This is a genomic window from Halobacillus sp. ABA4_118, assembly GCF_056160205.1.
On sequence record NZ_JBSWWS010000001.1, the window covers coordinates 913,414 to 931,688 of the forward strand.

Below are 18,275 nucleotides of genomic sequence, written 5' to 3' on the forward strand. Positions count from 1 at the left end.
AGGAGAGAGACTGCGCCCTATGCAGGTTCGCAGATTCCAAAGAACGACATGAGCTGCGCTATGGCCGCTTGCGTGGAAAAGAAGGGAAAGAACAAGCGCTGATGACGACTGCCTGCAGGAATATGAAAAAGACTCTCTTCCATCCAGCAAAGGTGAGCGGGGTGAAGGAGAGTCTTGTTCGTTTTTAATGAACTCCCAAGGAGCGGTGCCCCTTCCACTCCTGCGGAAGAACGAGTGGTCCGAGATCGCCGAGCGTGGGTTTTGCGAGGAAGCTCGGGCGCTCGTCCGCGGAAAGGGAAGGGGCTTTCGCTCCTGGCGGTAAGAAAGAAAAAAGCTTGTAAAGAAACAGGGGTTTCTCTACAAGCAGAAGACCCTTCCTAATAAAGAAGGGCCTTACACACGTGTTATTCCTGAATCAATCGGCTTTCAAATGGTGCCAGCGACTCTCCTTGGAACCGCTGCTCTTCACTGGTGTGGTTCATCACGAACAAGTAGGAGTCTTCCCCGCTTCTGCGGCGGTACACTTCGACTCCGCGGTCCGAAGAAATCGTTTCAATCTGATGATGTTCCGTAATCTCCTCACCAATCCGATCGAGAGCTTCTTCATTGAGCCCGCCGCCGATGTAGTACACATGCCCCTCTCCGAAGCTGTTTTTCGTGACAGCCGCATAACTGTCATAAAACGCATCGGTATACTGGTACAGAGCTTCCGCTGTTTCCGGTACGAGCAGGTCACGCCAGATGCTGACGGTGCCGGGAACTTCTGAGAAGCGTCCTTCCCCCTGCAGCTTCAGACGGTGATCTTTGGTGAGCGATTCGATTTCCTCCACCCGGGCGCCGACAAGATCGCGGACGAGTCCCGGCTGAACTTCACCGAGACGAAGGTTGTTGTCTTTGCCTTTCAACCCTGTACGGTAGGAGAAGAGGACGGTCCCTCCGTTCTGCACAAACGTTCTCAGCCGCTCGGCAAGCGCCGCGTCCATCACGTGCATCACCGGTACGACCACAACCTTATAGCCGGACAAATCACGGTCTGCCGGTATGACATCAACGGCTGCATTCTGGTTGTAAAATGGACGGTAGAGGCGGACAAGTTCATCGGTAAAATCAAAGTCGCGGCTCTGAATCTGGGAACGCCACGCCCAAATGTTGTCATAATCATAGAGAACGGCTATATCTGCCTGGATGGGTGCATCAAGCAGCTCGCCGTAATCTTTCATTTCGCTGAACAGCGACTGGACCTCCTTGTATTTGCGGCCGTACACATTATCATGATCGACGACACCATAGCAGAACTGCTCTGCCCCTTTCGTCATCCCGCGCCAGCGGAAGTAGAGCAGGTTGGAGCAGCCGTGGGCGAAAGCCTGGTACGACCACATTTTCGCCTGGTTCGGACGCGGTAGATATCCGATGACATCATGGCCCTGCGCTCCCATCAGCTCTTCCACGATCCAATAGTTCTGATCCAGCAGCCCCCGGTTGAAATCATGCATCATCGCAATTGCTTCCGGTGCGATCGGCTCTTCCAGTCCACCCCAGACCGGATAGTTGTCATAGGAGACAAAGTCCATCGGGCGGAGGTTTTCTGCGTGATCGAACCATTTCGAGAAAAACCCGCCGGAAACGTTCGTCGTGACCTGCTGGTGCGCGCCTTTTGTTTCCTTTACAATCTCCGTCATTTCATGAGCAAACCCGTTCAGGGAGTCAGAACGGAAGCGCGCCCACTCGAGCTTCAAGCTCGGGTTATGCGTTGTAATCGTCGGTTTCGGTGCAGGAATTTCTGAGAAGGCGTTGTACGTCTGGCCCCAGAAAATCGTTCCCCACTCCTCGTTCAGCTGGTCGATGCTGTCATACTTCTCGGCCAGATAGGTCTGGAATTTCTTTTCACACGCCCCACACCAGCACATATCGCTGCCTTCATGCCCGAATTCGTTATCAATCTGCCAGGCGATGATGGCCGGCTCATCCTTATAATGCTCGACGACCTTCCTTGTAATCTCTGCCGCATACGAACGATAGACGTCGGAATTGAAGCAGTACTGCCGGCGTCCTCCGAAAACGCGTGGATGGCCGTACTCATCGGCCGATAGAATCTCAGGGTATTGGTCCGCCAGCCACGCCGGGAACGTCGCGGTCGGCGTGCCGAACATGATATGGAAATCCTTCTGCTTCAGCTTTTCAATGACTTGATCGAAGTAGGAAAAATCAAATCTTCCTTCCTCGGGTTCCATCAGATGCCAGGCGAATTCACCGATTCGTACGATGTTGGCCCCCAGCTGTTTGATGCCTTCCAAATCTTCGTCGATCTTTTCCTCCGGCCAGTGCTCCGGGTAATAATCTACACCTAAGTACGTCATAGCTGTCCTCCTGATTCCAATCTATATCGTTTGTAGAAAACGGCGGAATGCGTCCTGTCCTTCTGCCGTGCGCTTGAATACGCCTGCGTGCTCCAGCACGACTGAAAAACGGCGGCCGATTTCATCCTGCAGCTGCGGCCATACATCATCCTTTTCCCAGCGGATGCTTTCCGCCCAAGGGACATGCTTGGCTGTTTTTTCATCCTTAAGGGCTTTTCCTTGAAGCTCTCCGCCTTGGATATATCCCGCCAACGCCTCCATCTCATCAATAAGGCGTCCCGGCAGGACAGCCAGTCCCATCACTTCGATGAGGCCGATGTTTTCTTTCTTAATGTGATGCACTTCCTCATGTGGATGGAAAATCCCCATCGGATGCTCGTCACTCGTACGGTTGTTGCGGAAAACGAGATCCATTTCAAACGCCCCGTCTCGATAGCGGGCAATGGGAGTAATCGTGTTATGCGGCTCTCCGTTTGTTTCGGCATAAATATCCGCCGACGCATCACTATACGCGCGCCACTTCGTCAAAATGCGGTCGGAAAGCTCGGCCAGTCGTGTGCGGTCGGTGCTCTTGAGACGCAGCACAGACATCGGCCACCGGACGATTCCAGCTTCCACATCCTGATATCCCGGAATATGGACGCTTTCTTCCACAGGCGCTTTCGCCATCGGGAATTCATGGTGCCCGCCCTGGAAGTGGTCATGGCTCAAAATCGAGCCGCCGACAATCGGCAGATCCGCATTGGAGCCGACGAAATAGTGGGGCAGCTGATCAACGAAATCAAGCAGCCGGTCGAACCCTTCTTTGGAGATGCTCATTGGACGGTGTTCCCTTGATAAAACGATGGCATGTTCGTTGTAGTACACATATGGGGAATACTGCAGGAACCAATGCTCGCCTTCCAAATCGACAGGAATCACCCGGTGGTTGTCCCGTGCTGGATGGTCGAGACGTCCGGCATAGCCGACATTCTCCTTACAGAGCAGACAGTCCGGATAGCTGTCGGCTTTTTTATTTTTCGCCGCGGCAATCGCCTTCGGGTCTTTTTCCGGCTTGGACAGGTTGATCGTAATTTCAAGGTCGCCGTATTCCGTTTCGCTGTACCAGTGTTTGTTTTTGGCGATCCTGTCCGTGCGGATGTAATGCGCATCCTTGGAAAGCTGATAGAATTTTTCCGTCGCCGCTTCCGGCCCCTGCTTTTCAAAGGCATGATAAAAATCACGGATGACTTCCGACGGGCGTGGAACGAGACAGTCCATAATCTTCGGGTCGAACAAGTCCCGTTCTGTCGTTGTGTTGTCTTCGATCAGTCCCTGCTCCACTGCATAATCAAGCATCGGTTCCAAAAGGTCTACAGGTGTATCCGGCACCGGTTCTTCCGGCGTTTCTTCTGGATTTTTCCCTTCCAGTTGAAACAAATGGAACAGGCGGTTGCGGGTGTAATCGACATCCCACACGGAGATCATCTTTTTGGCTAATCCGTACTGAAGCAGTCGTTCAATGGTGTGATAAATGGACACGTCTGTCACCAGCCCTTCAATTTATTGGTTGTAACCGGCAGGGTGGTTTTGGAACCAGTCCCATGCGGTTTGAATCATCGTTTCCAGTTCAGCATACTGCGGCGTCCAGCCAAGCTCCTCCATCGCTTTTCCGGAGGATGCGACGAGTTGAGCCGGATCACCGGCGCGGCGCGGAGCCACTTCGGCAGGAATCTCCCGTCCGGTCACACGGCGGGCGGTATCGATGACTTCTTTGACACTGAAGCCCTGTCCGTTCCCAAGGTTATAAATGCCGCTTTCTTCTGTGCGTTTCAGCTTGTCGATCGCCAGAAGATGGGCGTCCACAAGGTCTGTCACATGGATGTAGTCACGGATGCAGGTGCCATCTGCGGTCGGATAGTCATCGCCGAAGATCATGATCTTTTCACGCTTCTCCTGAGCTACCTGCAGCACGATCGGGATGAGATGCGTCTCTGGACGGTGATCTTCCCCGATGCGTCCGTCCGGATCAGCACCGGCTACGTTAAAGTAGCGGAGCACCACGTGCTTGATGCCGTGCGCCTGTTCGGCCCATTTGAGCATCTTTTCAATGGCAAGCTTCGTTTCTCCGTAAGGGTTGGTCGGGAAGGTGCGGTCGTCTTCCTGGATCGGCACCTGATCCGGTTCCCCGTAAACCGCCGCCGTGGAGGAAAAGACAATCCGGTTCACGTTATGCGCAGCCATTGCCTTCAACAGGCAGACCGCTCCGTATACGTTGTTGTCGTAATATTTCAGTGGCTCCTCGACACTTTCCCCTACAAGAGAATCCGCCGCAAAATGAATGACAGAATCAATCTCATTTTCCTCGAACACCCGGTTCATGAAAGCTTCATCTCTCAGGTCCCCGTTATATAAAACCGCTCCCTCAAGAATGGCCTGTTCATGACCTTTCTGCAGGTTGTCTGCAATGATTACTTTTTCGCCTCTGTCCAGCAGCTGGGCTGCGGCGTGGCTGCCGATGTATCCGGCACCTCCACATACTAGTACACTCATTCCTCTTCCTCCTCCAACCGTTTCGCCCCGTCGCCGATTTCCACCACGTAGAAGTCCGCTTCAAGACCGGTTTTCTTATAATACTGTTCTCCTACGTTTTCCTTAAAAGTATCAATGTCCGCTTTAGGAACGATGCTGATGGTGCAGCCTCCGAACCCGGCGCCTGTCATTCGCGACCCAACGGCTCCTTCTTCCCAGGCGGCTTCCACTAAAGCATCCAGTTCTTTTCCTGTTACTTCATAATCCTCCCGCAGTGAACGGTGCGAATCATTCATCAGCCGGCCGAAACCTCTGATATCCCCGGCATTCAGCTTTTCCACCGCTTCAATCGTACGTGCATTTTCATATATGACGTGTTTGGCGCGTTTTCGCGTAACAGGATCATCAATCACGTGTTTACAGGCCTCAAAATCTTCTACAGAAATGTCCCCGAGGAAGTCGGCTTCCAGTTCGGTTTTCAACTGCTCCAAAGCTTCTTCACATTCCCGGCGTCGTTCGTTGTATTTTGAATCCGCCAGTCCTCGGCGCTTGTTCGTATTGGCGATAACAAGCGTTTCGTCTTCCAGGTGGATCGGTGTTTTCTGATACTCCAGCGTCTGGCAGTTCAACAGGAGCGCATGATCCTTCTCGCCTTTACCAATGGCAAACTGATCCATGATGCCGCAGTTGACTCCGACAAACTCATTCTCCGCCGCTTGAGCAAGCTTCACAAGCTCCACCCGGTCGATGTCAAGTCCGGCAAAAGCATCCAGTACGACACCTGTGACTAGTTCAATGGAGGCTGATGAAGAAAGACCGGCACCGTTCGGGATGTTTCCGTAATAGACGATATCCGCTCCTTCAGAAAGTGGATAACCCGCTTCCCGGATTTTCGCTGCGACCCCTTTGGGGTAATTGGCCCACTCCTGCTCTTTTTCATAAACGAGCGCAGTCATGTCCGCTTCTATCATACCAAGTTCAGGAAAATTCATCGAATACAGTCGTAACTTCGCATCGCTGCGCTTTCTGGCCGCCGCATACGTGCCGACACTCAGCGCGCACGGAAAAACGTGCCCCCCGTTATAATCGGTGTGCTCGCCGATCAAGTTTACCCTGCCCGGCGCAAAAAACGAGTGAATGTCTCCCCCGTTTCCAAACTGTTCATGAAATGCCTTGATCATCTGCTTCATTTTTCCACCTCATCCATTGTTGTAGAATTCGTAACGGCTGTCAGGACGAACAACTGGGAAGTAAAGTCGCCGGACTCCTCCAGTCCGCCTGTCTGTGATCCGTCGTAGCCGCTTTCCAGCTGCAGGCCGGCATGCATCAGTTCATCTCCATAATACGTGCGCTCCAAGCCTTCAATCCTATACTCCGTCTCCGGATTCAGCCCGGTCAGCTGGATCCGGCGGAAGCCTGGATTAGGGCGGGCCAGCACTTGATAACTGGCAGCGACCGCCCGCTGTCCGTCCTCGGATACGACCATCCATGCCGTTTCATTCCCGCCCTTTTCAAACGGGCTCGTCAGCCGGTAAAAGGTACCGAACTGGAACAAAGCCCGATGCTTTTTATAAAAAGTGATTTGTTCACTCATCCGTTCTTTTTCTTCTTCGTTCATTTTCGTTACATCCAGCTCATAACCGAACGCTCCGAAGAAGGCGACATCGCCGCGCGTTTTCAGACTCGTCACCCGTTTCACCTGATGGTTGGGAACGGCGGAAATATGGGCGCCCATGCTGCTCAATGGATACACCATCGAGGTTCCGTATTGAATCGCCAGACGCTCGACGGCATCAGTATCATCACTCGTCCACCCTTGAGGTGCGTAATACAGCATACCCGGATCGAATCTCGCCCCTCCGCTTGCACACGATTCAAATAGAATGTGTGGAAACGCTGTGGTAAGACGCTCATACAAATCATAAACCCCGAGGATATACCGGTGAGGCACTTCCATCTGCTGATCAGAAGCGAGACGTGCCGATCCGATTTCTGTCATATAGCGGTTCATATCCCATTTCACATATTCGATGTTGGCCTCTGACAAAATGGTTTTCATCCGATCATAGATGTAGTCCACCACTTCCGGGTTGGAGAAATCGAGCACCAGCTGATGCCTGCCTGTAGAAGGGTGTCTGCCTGCCACCTGGATAATCCAGTCGGGACGCGCTTCATAAAGCTCACTTTGCTTGGATACCATCTCCGGTTCAAACCATAGGCCGAACGTCATCCCTGTCTCATTCACTTTTTCAACGAGCGGTTTCAATCCATTCGGCAGTTTCGCTTCATCTACAAACCAATCGCCAAGCGACGTTGTATCGTCATTCCTTCGGCCGAACCAGCCGTCATCGAGGACGAACAGCTCGACACCCAGCCGGCTGGACTGTTCGGCAATCGATTGAAGCTTCTGTTCATCGAAGTCGAAATAGGTGGCTTCCCAGTTGTTGATGAGCACCGGACGCTCCTGATCCCTCCAGCGCCCGCGGGCAAGCCGCTTCTGATACAAATCATGATACAAATGACTTAAACCGTTGCGTCCATGCGATGAAAAAGCGGAGACGAGTTCCGGCGTCTGGAACGATCCGCCCGGCTCCAGCTTCCAGCTGAAATCGAATGGATTGATCCCCATACTGATCCGTGCCTGCTCATATTGATCGACTTCAATCTGCCCTAAGAAGTTGCCACTGTAAACGAGACTGAATCCGTAGACGTCTCCAGAATGCTCCGTCGTCCCCGGCCGCTGGACAGCGATGAACGGATTGTGCTGGGCACTGCTTGTCCCCCGGGTGCTCTGGATTTTCTGGATGCCCGGATGAAGCGGCTGTGTATGCATGTGACGTTCCCTTGACCATCCGCCGGAAAGCTGGACCCACTCAAAATCGCTGTCCGGGAAGTCCATGGAAGCACTCAGCGCCCTGTCCAGCTGGTACGGTTCCGGTCCTTCATTTGTAAATCTTGCCGAGCGGACGATAACGTCTTTGTCATGATAGACGGTATACACTAAATCAAGCTTCATACCGGTATGGTCGTCCAAGAGAGTGATGGTCAGCGTTTCCGCCTCTGCGTCGTCCTCCACATAGGTCGCTGGAAGCCCGTCAAGCGAAGGCTTTCCCGGGGCGACACGGTGGGAGGAGTAAGCGAAGTTCGATATTCTCGAACCGTCCGGCTGCCGGATGTGAAAAGCCGGCTCCCGGTAATCCGATGTCCCATACCCAGGGTAGTCCTGGGGGATCATATCCAGAGAAAACGCTGGATCTTCCTCATAGACATAGGAAGAAGTGACGCGGAACTCCTCCTTGGACAAATGACTGAAATCGTCCCTGTCCCTTACTTTCTTTCCATAATAAAGATGGCCGATCTGACCGTTTTTAAGGACATGTATAATGTAACTGATGTTTTTTCCTTGTAAGTGAAACTGCCGGCTGTCTTCCGTGATGTGAATCGCCAAGATGTTTCCTCCTCTAATCTTTTCCGCAAACGCTTCCAAGTAGTTGTTAGCTTTATTGTAAAAATGAACCCCTTTTCAATCAATGGTAAATAAAAAGACGCATTCTGCACATTTTTGCTTATCGATATTCCACCAGATCAGGTTAGCTGTTATGATATGGAGGGAAAACAGAAACTTAACCATTATGAAATTCTGCTTATATTTGCTTTTCCAGGAAAGGAGAATTGCTTTGACCCCTTCTTCTTTGACACACGGCTCCTACGGCTACCGGTTTTCCGATCCGGACCTGCAGCAGCTTGCCCAGATCTGGTCCCTCGGCTGGGACGAACAGACGACCACGCTGTATGACTGGGACGGAAAGAACCGGCGCGACCGCGGGAAGTATATTTTCCAGTACACGACCGCAGGAAAAGGAGCCATCGATATTGAAGGAACGACCTATGAGCTGACGCCGGGACAGGCGTTCATCGTTAACATCCCCGGGGACTACCGGTATTATCTCCCCGATCACAGTGATAAATGGGAATTCATGTTTTTGACGCTGTATGGAAATGTGGTGGAGTCCTATTGGAACCAGATTCAGGAGAATGTCGGAGCGATCCTCCATATGCCGCCGGATGCGCCGCCCGTCTCCTACGTCCACCAGCTGCTCGAATCAGCAGCCAATAAAGAGATCGCCAATGCCCATCAGGCTTCCGGCTACGCTTATCAATTCACAATGGAGCTGTTTCATTACTGCTCCACCTTGGAAAAAGGACTCGTCCAATGGCCGGATGCCATCATAGCCGCAAGCATGTATGCCAAAAACCACTACACCGAGGAAATCAGCCCGGATGATATGGCGGAAGCCTCCGGCATGTCGCGCTATCATTTTACGAGGCAGTTCAAAGCCGCCACCGGTCAGACGCCGATTCAGTACTTAACGTCGATCAGGATCAACAAAGCGAAGGAACTGCTGGCGAATACGAAATACTCGGCTGAGGAAATCGCCGTCCTTGCCGGCTATAAAAACGCCAACTATTTTACAAAGGTTTTTAAAAAGCAGGCCGGCCTCACTCCCGGAAGATTCCGCGAATCTCACAAACATTTGTAACAGTAGAATCAGACATAAGAAAGGACTGCCCCGGTCAGGGCAGTCCTTTCAACGCTTCCAGCAGCTCTATGTTGAACCAGCGCCTCCAGAAGCCCCTTTCCGCGGACGAACGCCCAAGCCTCCTCGGAGAGAACGCCCTGCGGGGTCTCGGCCGCCCGTTTTTCCGCAGGAGCGGAATGGTCGCAACACCTTTCGGATCCAAAAAAGGATGTCTCGCCCAGGGTAGGATGAATTTTTTATATGATGGTAAGTGGACAGCGCCAGCACCTATACCCAAACGATTTTGGGCCCTCTGTCATGAGCCACACTGCTTGTTATCCTGCGAAAGACAGGTTTCAAGAGATCATATTCTTCTCCGGTATTATGCAAACGTATGAAAAAGGGAAGGTTTCCTGTAGAACAGGAAACCTTCCCTTTTTCATATGAACCTTTCGTGAGGTCACGAGAAGCGTTCGGTGGTGACGCCTGCGGGAACAGCACGAGCCGAAGATCCACTTGGACAGGTGGTTTCCCTGTCCAAGTTAGCTGAGGCCGGGCCCGCGGCAAGCATCCACCGATAAGCGGAGCGTGACCGCATGCGACTTGCAGACATTGGGCTCTCCACAGGAGCCGCCCTGTTTTCAGCGTTTTGGTACTTCAATGGTGACCGAACGTTTATCGTAGTTGATGGTCATGCTCTTGCCATCGTCGACGAAGTTCTCGAGGACGTCCTTAGCCAGCTGGAGCGCAAATTCTGTCCGCTCCAGCTTTTCGTCATCCACTGGATCGCCACCGGACTCTGCTCGTTGAAGCTCCTGCGCTTCTTCATGGAACGCATCCACGTTCTCGTACACTTTATGATAAAAAGACTCAATCGGCTGACTGGCTTTTCCCATTCTTTTTCCCGCCTTTCACTCCTTTTGACAATACTCTCATTATATCAAAAAGAAGGCGGGAACATCAGTCAGGATAAGATGCCGATTGGGGAGAGCAGCAGGTAGATGACGACCATCGCGGCTGTGGCGGCCAGGCCGACAGGATAGACGAGCTTCCACGGCGTCATATCCACTTTCGCTTTTTCTTCCAGTACAAAGTCGGTATCCCTCGGACGAAGCTTCCCGATCAGAAGCATCAATCCAGTACAAAGGACAAACAGGATGCCGAGAATGTGCAGGAAGTGAAGGCCTGTATCCCAGACCAGCTGGGTCGTTGCGTAGATGGAAATAAAGACGAACAATGAAATTTTCGCTGCAATGGACGGCACCCGTTTCGTTAAATACCCGACAATGAGAATGGTGAAGATTGGTACGTTATAAAACCCATTGACGATCTGCAGGTATTGGAAAAATCCCTGCGGCACTTTATCGATAAGCGGAGCGATACACATCGCAAATACAGCAAGAATGATACCGACAGATTTCCCTTTTCTTACGACTACCTTATCCGGAGCATCCGGGTTGAAATACGGCTTGTAAATGTTCAAGGCAATCAAAGTAACCGAAGAGTTCAGGGCTGAGTTGAAGGAGGATAAAATCGCTCCGAACAAGACTGCCGCAAAGAAGCCCACAAGTGGTGCCGGAAGCACTTCCGCGACGAGGCGGGGGTAGGCGTCGGTCGGTTCAAGACCCGGACCGAACATATTGAAGGCGATGATTCCCGGTACGATCAGGAATACAGGACCGAGCAGCTTCAGAAATGCAGCAATTAAAACACCCTTCTGGCCCTCTTTTAAGTTTTTGGCAGCAATCGCCCGCTGCATGATGTGCTGGGCCGTCCCCCAATAGAACAGGTTCACAAGCAGCATCCCTGTAAACATCGTTCCAAATGGTACCGGGCTGTCCGGTCCGCCGACAGAATTCAATTTTTCAGGAGAATCCTGCACAATTGTCTGGATTCCATTTGTCATCGATCCATCCCCAAGAGCGAAAAGACCTAAAATCGGAATCATCAAACCACCGATCAACAGACCGACGCCGTTGATCGTGTCGGATACGGCGACCGCTTTCAATCCTCCGAAAACTGCGTAGATCGAACCGACAATACCAATTGCAAAGACGGTGATCCATATTCCGACCGTACGGCTTACACCGAGTGCGCCCGGAATATCAAACAAACCGTTGATCGCTACAGCTCCGGAATAAAGAATAGGAGGCAGCAGGTTGAATACGTACCCGAATAAGAAAAGAATCGTCACAATCTGTTTTGTATTAAAATCATAACGATCCTCCAGAAAATCGGGAATCGTCGTGATGCCGCCTTTCATATAGCGAGGCAGCAGGAAGAAAGCTACAATAACCAATGAAATGGCCGATCCAACTTCCCAGCCCATGACGGCAAGGGTATCCGAGTAGCCCTGCGCGTTCAGGCCGACCAGCTGCTCGGTTGATAGGTTCGTGAGCATCAGGGAACCAGCAATGACCCAGGCGCTCAAGTTACGCCCGCCAAGGAAATAGCCGTCCTGTGTATCGAGTTTTTCCTTTCTAGTAAACCACCAGGCTACGAGAGCAACGAAACCTGTAAAAAATAAGAATGATACGACTGTAAATGCATTCATAGATGCCTCTCCTTTGTGTAAGCGGAACCAAATGTATGTATGCGCTTTTTTATGTAACTCCTATATTAGCGGTCTTTCTGAAAGCGTTTCAATGGTAAAAATTCTGCCGTTTTCTGTCTTTTTTTGCTTACAATAGGAGAATCTTTATGACAGTTTAGAGACGGGAGAAGCCTTGACCTTCCTGCCTCTTCACCATGAATTTCCAAAAACCATCATAATTCTGCACTTTTTTGCTGTTTTATCTTTTACACAAAAAAGAGTCCGATGAATGGTCGGAGTCTCAACAAATTATAAAACCTTCTGCTTTCCAGCCCCCCCTCCAGAAGTTCCGACCATTCTTTTATCTGTTTGATAAGGGGAGAAGGATTCAGGACATGGACAGCACCCGAGCAGACAATCGAATATGAGATGTACGTCTATTGGTTTCGTCATACAGATTGATAAAGAGAAGGCACATGCTTTTTTCTATGATTTGGACATAAAAAAGGAAGATCTTCTGATAAACAGAAAATCTTCCTTTTATAGTGCATCATCAGGGAAGGTCACGAGGAGCGTTCGGTGGTGACGCCTGCGGGAACAGCACGAGCCGAAGATCCACTTGGACAGGTGGTTTTCCTGCCCAAGTTAGCTGAGGCCGTGCCCGCGGCAAGCATCCACCGATATGCGGAACGTGACCAGAGACCACATGCTAGCTCCCATTCTTTCCTGACATTCCAGGATTGTAATGATTCGCAGGCTTCTCATCTTTTTAAAAACTGCTGCCTGTTTCCATCTTAAACTTCCATGTGTAGGAGCCGTTTGCGGGAATGTAGGATGCCCGGCCGATTTTGTCCGCTACATACACATCATCATAGACACCAGTACACGGTTCAAGGGCGATGTTATGCTCGCCTCTATAGCCCCCGCGGGTTTTCCATACGCCAAGGTATGGAACTTTTTCTTCAGGGAAATGGTAAGTCAATTTCCTTCCAAGGTCCGGTTGTACAAGGGCGCACCAGCCTTCACTGAGAGGCTTTGTGAAATAAAACTTTTCAGCCGTGCCGTCCTCCAACGGCTCGAGCTTAGCCAGGTCGAGCCGCTCCCCCGTAGAAACGGATGAGGTTTCCGGATAGGTGTGCGTTGTGCCCCAACCACCTAAGTGGGTGGAGGAAGCTTCTACACTCATCACTTCCTTCATCGCTTCTGGTACTTGGATTTCCGTCTGGTCGTTATAATTGAGCAGCGCATGTGGTGTCCATATAAAAGGAAATGGAACCGATCCCTTATTGACTGCCTTGTAGGTGATTTCCACATCGTTCTTCCCGAGCTTGACCCGTTTCATCAACCGATACGGAAACCGATCACTCTCCACCGTCAATTCCATTCCATCGCAGGTGGCCTTCCATGTCCAAGGCATGGCCCATACTTCCCCGTGATCGGGAATTTCGTCCATCGTTACAGGATGAGGGCCCTGATCGATACCGGGGAACATTTCATCAAACCCACTGGAATCATACGCCGAAAAATCCGCCCCGTACGGCGGTATCCGGAGGGACTCTTCCCGTGCCTGATACAGCCACTCATATTGAATGGTCTTGTCATAAAAACTGACCATCTTTCCTCCGTAGTCAGGAAGGATGACAGAGCGTACATACTCATTCTCCAGTACAACCGCTTTCAGTCCTTTAAATGTCGTCTTTTGACAGGTCGATACATCGATCATGATTCATCCTCCTCCATCACTGTCTCCTCGTTTTCCAAGCGTTCATTTCTGGTCCACCTTCAATGGTAACGCTTCCAATTATCTATTATGTATAAGGTAGCATATCCATGGATATCGTGGAAGAGGTTTTTCTAAATTTGGAAAAAAACAGAAAAATAAAAGAGACTTTTCTAAGTCTCTGTCTGCTTATGGGTTGGAAAGCTGTAAGATCATGCCTTCCAGCACGTGTATATTACGGGCGTTAAAGCGGATGCCTTTATAATCGAATACAATGATCTGCCCGTCTTTGACTCCCAGTAGTTCTTCATAATCCTTATCGTCCTTGATCTTCCTGTAACTGATGGAAGCTGGTATATTTTTTCTCGCCAGAAACACTTTCATCCCCGTCAGCTGAGCCTCCAGCTTTTCTGTAGGACGTTCCTGTTCATAAAAGTAAACGATATGAAGTTCATGTTCCATCGTGGATGTCAGTTCCTGAATGGCCCGCTGCGAAGATCCTGCGCCGCAGCCGGCTACGATTAGGAAAACAAAGAAGGTTCCCAGCCACTTTCTCACGTTTCCATTCCTCCATTATAAAGCTTATACCACTATATGCAGGACCATGGAAAATATCCCCCGTTTCTATGGCCGACATTCAAATTTTCACAGAAACCCTTCATCAGCCTTCCATGCGTATAATTTTGCAAATTTACATATGAAAAACTATGAACATTGAAACCCCTTACATATCCGTCATTAAACGGCTATACTCATAACATAAGATGATCATCCCAATCACAACGTACAATCTTGCAGGAATTTCCTAGAAAAACAAAGGAGGGCCCCTCCATGGTTTTAGATAAAAGGCGTGCACACCTGATATCTATTTTGAATCAGTCGACAACTCCTGTCCCTGTTCAAGAGCTCGCTTTCCAAATGAATGTCTCTCCACGCACCGTGTACTATGATGTCGAACAGATCAACGACTGGCTGGCCGGCCAGCAGCTGGAACGGCTCGAGACCAGACACGGAGAGGGACTCTGCTTGCCTGAATCATCCAGACATCACCTGGAAGGGGCTTCCCTTCATTTTGACGGCTGGCATTACCAGCTTTCAATAAAAGAACGCACCCTGTTGATTAAAGCAAACATTCTGTTACAGCCCCATGCATCGATGAATACCTTTATGGATCTCACCCATATGAGCAGAGGAACGGTCGCCAAAGCAATTGCAGCACTCAAACAGGAATTTGACCAGACGGGGTTGAGACTCCATTACCAAAAAGGAGCAGGCTACCAGGTGGAGGGACCCGAGGGTGTCCAGAGGCTGATGCTCTTGAACCTGGTCGTTGATGCCTATTCCCATCCTGAGTGGGTGACGGTTCAAAACAACATCCAACACATGGCCCTGCCCTCTTTCCTTCCGTCCGGAGAAAGCAGCCGGATCATCAAACGGCTCCTGTTTGATGTTGAGGAACAGCTCGGGGCCACATTTACCGACGAAATGGCCGATCTGCTGGCCCTTCAGATGCTGATGATGGTCAAACGGATCGACATGAACCAATTCGTCCACGTACAGCCGGAAGAAAAGGAAGTTTTGAAACAGACCGACGCCTATCGTTCCGCTTCCGTTCTTACAAAGGAACTGGAAAACGTATGGCCTCTGGTTTTTCCGGAAGATGAAATCTGCTTTATGACGATGAACCTGCTTAGTTCCAAAGTGCAGCACGACGACATCAGCCGGTATTCAGAAAGGGAAAGTGAAGGACTGCGACGGGTGATCCACCAGATGATCGAAGATTTTCAGATTTATTCATTTGTCGTCTTCGATGACAGAAAAGGGCTGGAAGAGAACCTGCTGTCCCATATCAAACCCGCCTATTACCGGATTAAATATGGAGTCAAAGTCACCAACGAGCTGTCTCAAAACATTCAGGAAACCTATGCCGACCTTTATCATCTGACCCAACGCGTCATGAAGCACCTGGAGCTGTTCATCGGCAGGCCGGTGCCTGAGGAGGAAACGGCTTATATCACCCTTCATTTCGGGGGATGGTTGAACAAAGAAAAAAAAGCCGTCGAAACGAAGTACAGAGGCATCATCGTCTGTGAAAACGGCATCGGTACATCCAACATGCTTCGTTCCCAGCTGGAAGAGTTGATTGCCGGACTTCGGATCACTGCCATTCTTTCCAAACGGGAGTATCAGAAAAACAAGCATGACACCCATGTCGTATTCTCCACCAATTATGTGAAGTCGGACGAGGTACCGGTGATCCACGTGCCGGCCATCTTGAACAATTTTGAAAAAGAACGGGTCATCCAAATCATGAATCAACAATTGGAAACAGAACCCGCAGACAGAAGCCTGCCGGCCGCTTTGATGGAAACAATTCAAAAGTATGCGACCGTCCACCAGCAGGAACGGCTTCAAAAAGAGATGACTATGATGTTGGACCGCCTTCATACCGATAGAAAGGAGCTGAGAAAGCCAATGCTTAACGAGTTATTGACGAAGGATACGATTCAGCTTCAAGAACAGGCTCCGGATTGGGAAGAAGCGATCCGCACGGCTGCCCAGCCGTTAATCGACAAATCTTCCATCCACCCTGAATACGTTGAAGCTATGATTACAAATGTCAAAGAGCTGGGACCTTACATCGTGATCGCCCCGAGGATCGCCATCCCTCACGCCCGTCCGGAAAGTGGCGTGGAGCAGCTCGGGATGAGTCTCCTAAAACTGAATGAACCGGTCGCTTTTTCTGAAAAGGAAAAGCATCGAGCGCAATTGATCATTATTCTGGCAGCCATTGATAATCAAACCCATTTAAAAGCGCTTGCCCAGCTGACGGAACTGCTTTCTGACGAAGAGGCCGTCGATCGAATGATTGAAGCGTCATCTCATGACGAAATTCTTCACCTGATCAACCAAACGATAGAAGTGTAAAATTACGAGGAGGTATTCAAATGAAAAAAGTATTAGTTGTATGTGGAAATGGACTTGGAAGCAGTATGATTGTTGAAATGAATGTGAAATCAGCCCTTCAGGACATGGGGAAGGAAGCAGAAGTCTCCCACACCGATTTGACGACGGCCAAAACCGAGCAGGCCGACCTCTTCCTCGGATCTGAGGATATTGTAGAAAGTCTGGAAGATGGGCAGAAGAACGTCGTAAAACTGCAGAACCTGATGGACAAGAACGAGTTGAGAAGCGCGTTGGAACAAAACCTGTAACCTAACCCATTCCATCAAACAAAGGAGCGACTTATATGGTTGATTTGATCATGAAAGATATTTTGGGAACCCCTGCCATCCTCGTTGGATTATTCGCTCTTATCGGGCTCCTTGTACAAAAGAAAAATTCCGGTGATGTCGTCTCCGGTACGCTGAAGACCGTGATGGGATTTGTCATCCTGGGAGCCGGGGCGAATGTGCTCGTCCAGTCTCTCGGGAACTTCAGCAGCATGTTTGATGAAGCCTTTGCTGTCGAAGGGGTCATCCCCAACAACGAAGCGATCGTTGCACTGGCGCAGGAAAGCTTCGGTACAGAAACGGCTATGATTATGCTGTTCGGGATGGTCGTCAACATTATCCTGGCCCGCATCAGCCCTTTTAAATATATCTTCTTAACCGGGCACCACACCATGTTCATGGCCTGTCTCATCTCTGTCATTCTGACGACCGGGGGCTTTTCCGGTGCAGGCATGATCCTTCTCGGTTCCATCATCCTTGGAGCTATCATGGTGTTATTCCCAGCCATGCTTCAGCCCTATACGAGAAAAGTCACGGGGTCTGATGATTTTGCTGTCGGACACTTCGGTTCCGTCGGCTACCTTGTTGCCGCTTCAATCGGAAAATTGGTTGGCAAAGACTCCAGGTCCACCGAAGAAATCAAAGTCCCCAAATCCCTCAGTTTCCTAAGAGATACTTCTGTGTCTGTCTCACTGACGATGGTTATTCTCTTTTTCGTCGTCGCTGGAGCCGCGGGGCCCGGCTTTGTAGAATCTGAGTTAAGCGGCGGTCAGAACTTCCTGGTGTTTTCCTTCATGCAGGGACTGACTTTTGCTGCCGGTGTCTACATCATTCTTGCTGGTGTGCGTATGCTGCTTGGAGAAATTGTGCCGGCGTTCAAAGGGATTGCGGATAAGATCGTACCGAACGCCAAACCGGCGCTCGACTGTCCTGCTATTTTCCCGTTTGCAGGAAATGCGGTCATCATCGGATTTCTCTTCAGCTTTGCCGCCGGGTTGATCAGTATGCTGTTCCTTCCCCTTCTCGGGTTGAAAGTCATCGTTCCCGGTCTCGTCCCCCACTTCTTTACAGGAGCAGCCGCCGGCGTGTTCGGGAATGCGACCGGTGGACGCAAAGGTGCGATCTTCGGTTCGATGGCCAACGGTGTCATGATCAGCTTCCTTCCTGCGCTGCTTCTCCCTGTTCTCGGAACCTTAGGCTTCCAGGGAACAACATTTGGTGACGGGGACTTCGGAGTTGTCGGGATCGTCCTCGGCAACTTGATCAACCTTGTAGAATCCAATGTGGTTGTTGTCGGCATCATACTGGCGCTGCTGGCTCTACCGTTTGCACTGGCCGCAAAAAAACGCGGCAGTGAAAAACAGAAAGATACAAGCGCCGCATAAACGAAGTGCCCAAACC

General features: G+C 50.6%; 13 protein-coding genes. 4 read left to right on the plus strand and 9 right to left on the minus strand.

All coding sequences use genetic code 11. From position 1 onward, the window contains the following. Positions 1–404 precede the first annotated feature (404 nt). From ACXAGL_RS04530 to ACXAGL_RS04550, 5 genes are read right to left on the minus strand one after another with little or no spacing between them, the layout of a single operon-like run. Positions 405–2,357: a beta-galactosidase gene (locus ACXAGL_RS04530; RefSeq protein ID WP_474990127.1), complete on the minus strand. Its 1,953-nt coding sequence runs from the start codon at positions 2,355–2,357 to the stop codon at positions 405–407. A 21-nt stretch (positions 2,358–2,378) separates the two neighbouring features. After that, a complete protein-coding gene (gene galT, locus ACXAGL_RS04535; protein WP_474990129.1) occupies positions 2,379–3,878 on the minus strand; it encodes a UDP-glucose--hexose-1-phosphate uridylyltransferase in 1,500 nt (499 codons plus the stop codon). 21 nt (positions 3,879–3,899) lie between these two features. Then, a complete protein-coding gene (gene galE / locus ACXAGL_RS04540) occupies positions 3,900–4,889 on the minus strand; it encodes a UDP-glucose 4-epimerase GalE (protein ID WP_474969684.1) in 990 nt (329 codons plus the stop codon). Beyond that, complete coding sequence (locus ACXAGL_RS04545) at positions 4,886–6,058, minus strand: galactokinase (protein ID WP_474990131.1); 1,173 nt, start codon at positions 6,056–6,058, stop codon at positions 4,886–4,888. The genes galE and ACXAGL_RS04545 overlap by 4 nt, the downstream gene beginning before the upstream one ends. Then, the gene (locus ACXAGL_RS04550; protein ID WP_474990133.1) at positions 6,055–8,316 is read right to left on the minus strand and encodes an alpha-galactosidase; all 2,262 of its coding nucleotides are present in this window, start codon (positions 8,314–8,316) and stop codon (positions 6,055–6,057) included. Before ACXAGL_RS04550 ends, ACXAGL_RS04545 begins: the two co-directional genes overlap by 4 nt. Positions 8,317–8,545: 229 nt before the next feature. Here ACXAGL_RS04550 and ACXAGL_RS04555 point away from each other — a divergent pair, with 229 nt between their 5' ends. Further along, positions 8,546–9,409, plus strand: a complete 864-nt coding sequence (locus ACXAGL_RS04555; RefSeq protein WP_474969688.1) for a helix-turn-helix domain-containing protein — start codon at positions 8,546–8,548, stop codon at positions 9,407–9,409. A gap of 620 nt (positions 9,410–10,029) precedes the next feature. On the opposite strand, the gene ACXAGL_RS04560 is transcribed toward ACXAGL_RS04555, so the two are convergent. The 4 genes from ACXAGL_RS04560 to ACXAGL_RS04575 all read right to left on the minus strand — a co-directional run bounded on the left by ACXAGL_RS04560 (position 10,030) and on the right by ACXAGL_RS04575 (position 14,199). Further along, on the minus strand, positions 10,030–10,284 hold the full coding sequence (locus ACXAGL_RS04560) for a hypothetical protein (RefSeq protein WP_474990135.1): 255 nt from the start codon (positions 10,282–10,284) through the stop codon (positions 10,030–10,032). Between the two features lie 68 nt (positions 10,285–10,352). Beyond that, positions 10,353–11,942, minus strand: a complete 1,590-nt coding sequence (locus ACXAGL_RS04565; RefSeq protein ID WP_474969690.1) for a solute:sodium symporter family transporter — start codon at positions 11,940–11,942, stop codon at positions 10,353–10,355. Positions 11,943–12,690: 748 nt separating this feature from the next. Continuing rightward, on the minus strand, positions 12,691–13,644 hold the full coding sequence (locus ACXAGL_RS04570; RefSeq protein WP_474990137.1) for an aldose epimerase family protein: 954 nt from the start codon (positions 13,642–13,644) through the stop codon (positions 12,691–12,693). 186 nt (positions 13,645–13,830) lie between these two features. Further along, the gene (locus ACXAGL_RS04575) at positions 13,831–14,199 is read right to left on the minus strand and encodes a hypothetical protein (protein WP_474990139.1); all 369 of its coding nucleotides are present in this window, start codon (positions 14,197–14,199) and stop codon (positions 13,831–13,833) included. 273 nt (positions 14,200–14,472) lie between these two features. Here ACXAGL_RS04575 and ACXAGL_RS04580 point away from each other — a divergent pair, with 273 nt between their 5' ends. From ACXAGL_RS04580 to ACXAGL_RS04590, 3 genes are read left to right on the plus strand one after another with little or no spacing between them, the layout of a single operon-like run. Further along, positions 14,473–16,569 carry a BglG family transcription antiterminator gene (locus tag ACXAGL_RS04580; protein WP_474990141.1) on the plus strand — a complete coding sequence of 699 codons (2,097 nt, stop codon included), beginning with the start codon at positions 14,473–14,475 and terminating at the stop codon, positions 16,567–16,569. A 20-nt stretch (positions 16,570–16,589) separates the two neighbouring features. Next, positions 16,590–16,856: a PTS sugar transporter subunit IIB gene (locus ACXAGL_RS04585; RefSeq protein ID WP_474969694.1), complete on the plus strand. Its 267-nt coding sequence runs from the start codon at positions 16,590–16,592 to the stop codon at positions 16,854–16,856. Positions 16,857–16,891: 35 nt separating this feature from the next. Next, positions 16,892–18,259, plus strand: a complete 1,368-nt coding sequence (locus tag ACXAGL_RS04590; RefSeq protein WP_474990143.1) for a PTS ascorbate transporter subunit IIC — start codon at positions 16,892–16,894, stop codon at positions 18,257–18,259. The last annotated feature ends 16 nt before the right edge of the window (positions 18,260–18,275 follow it).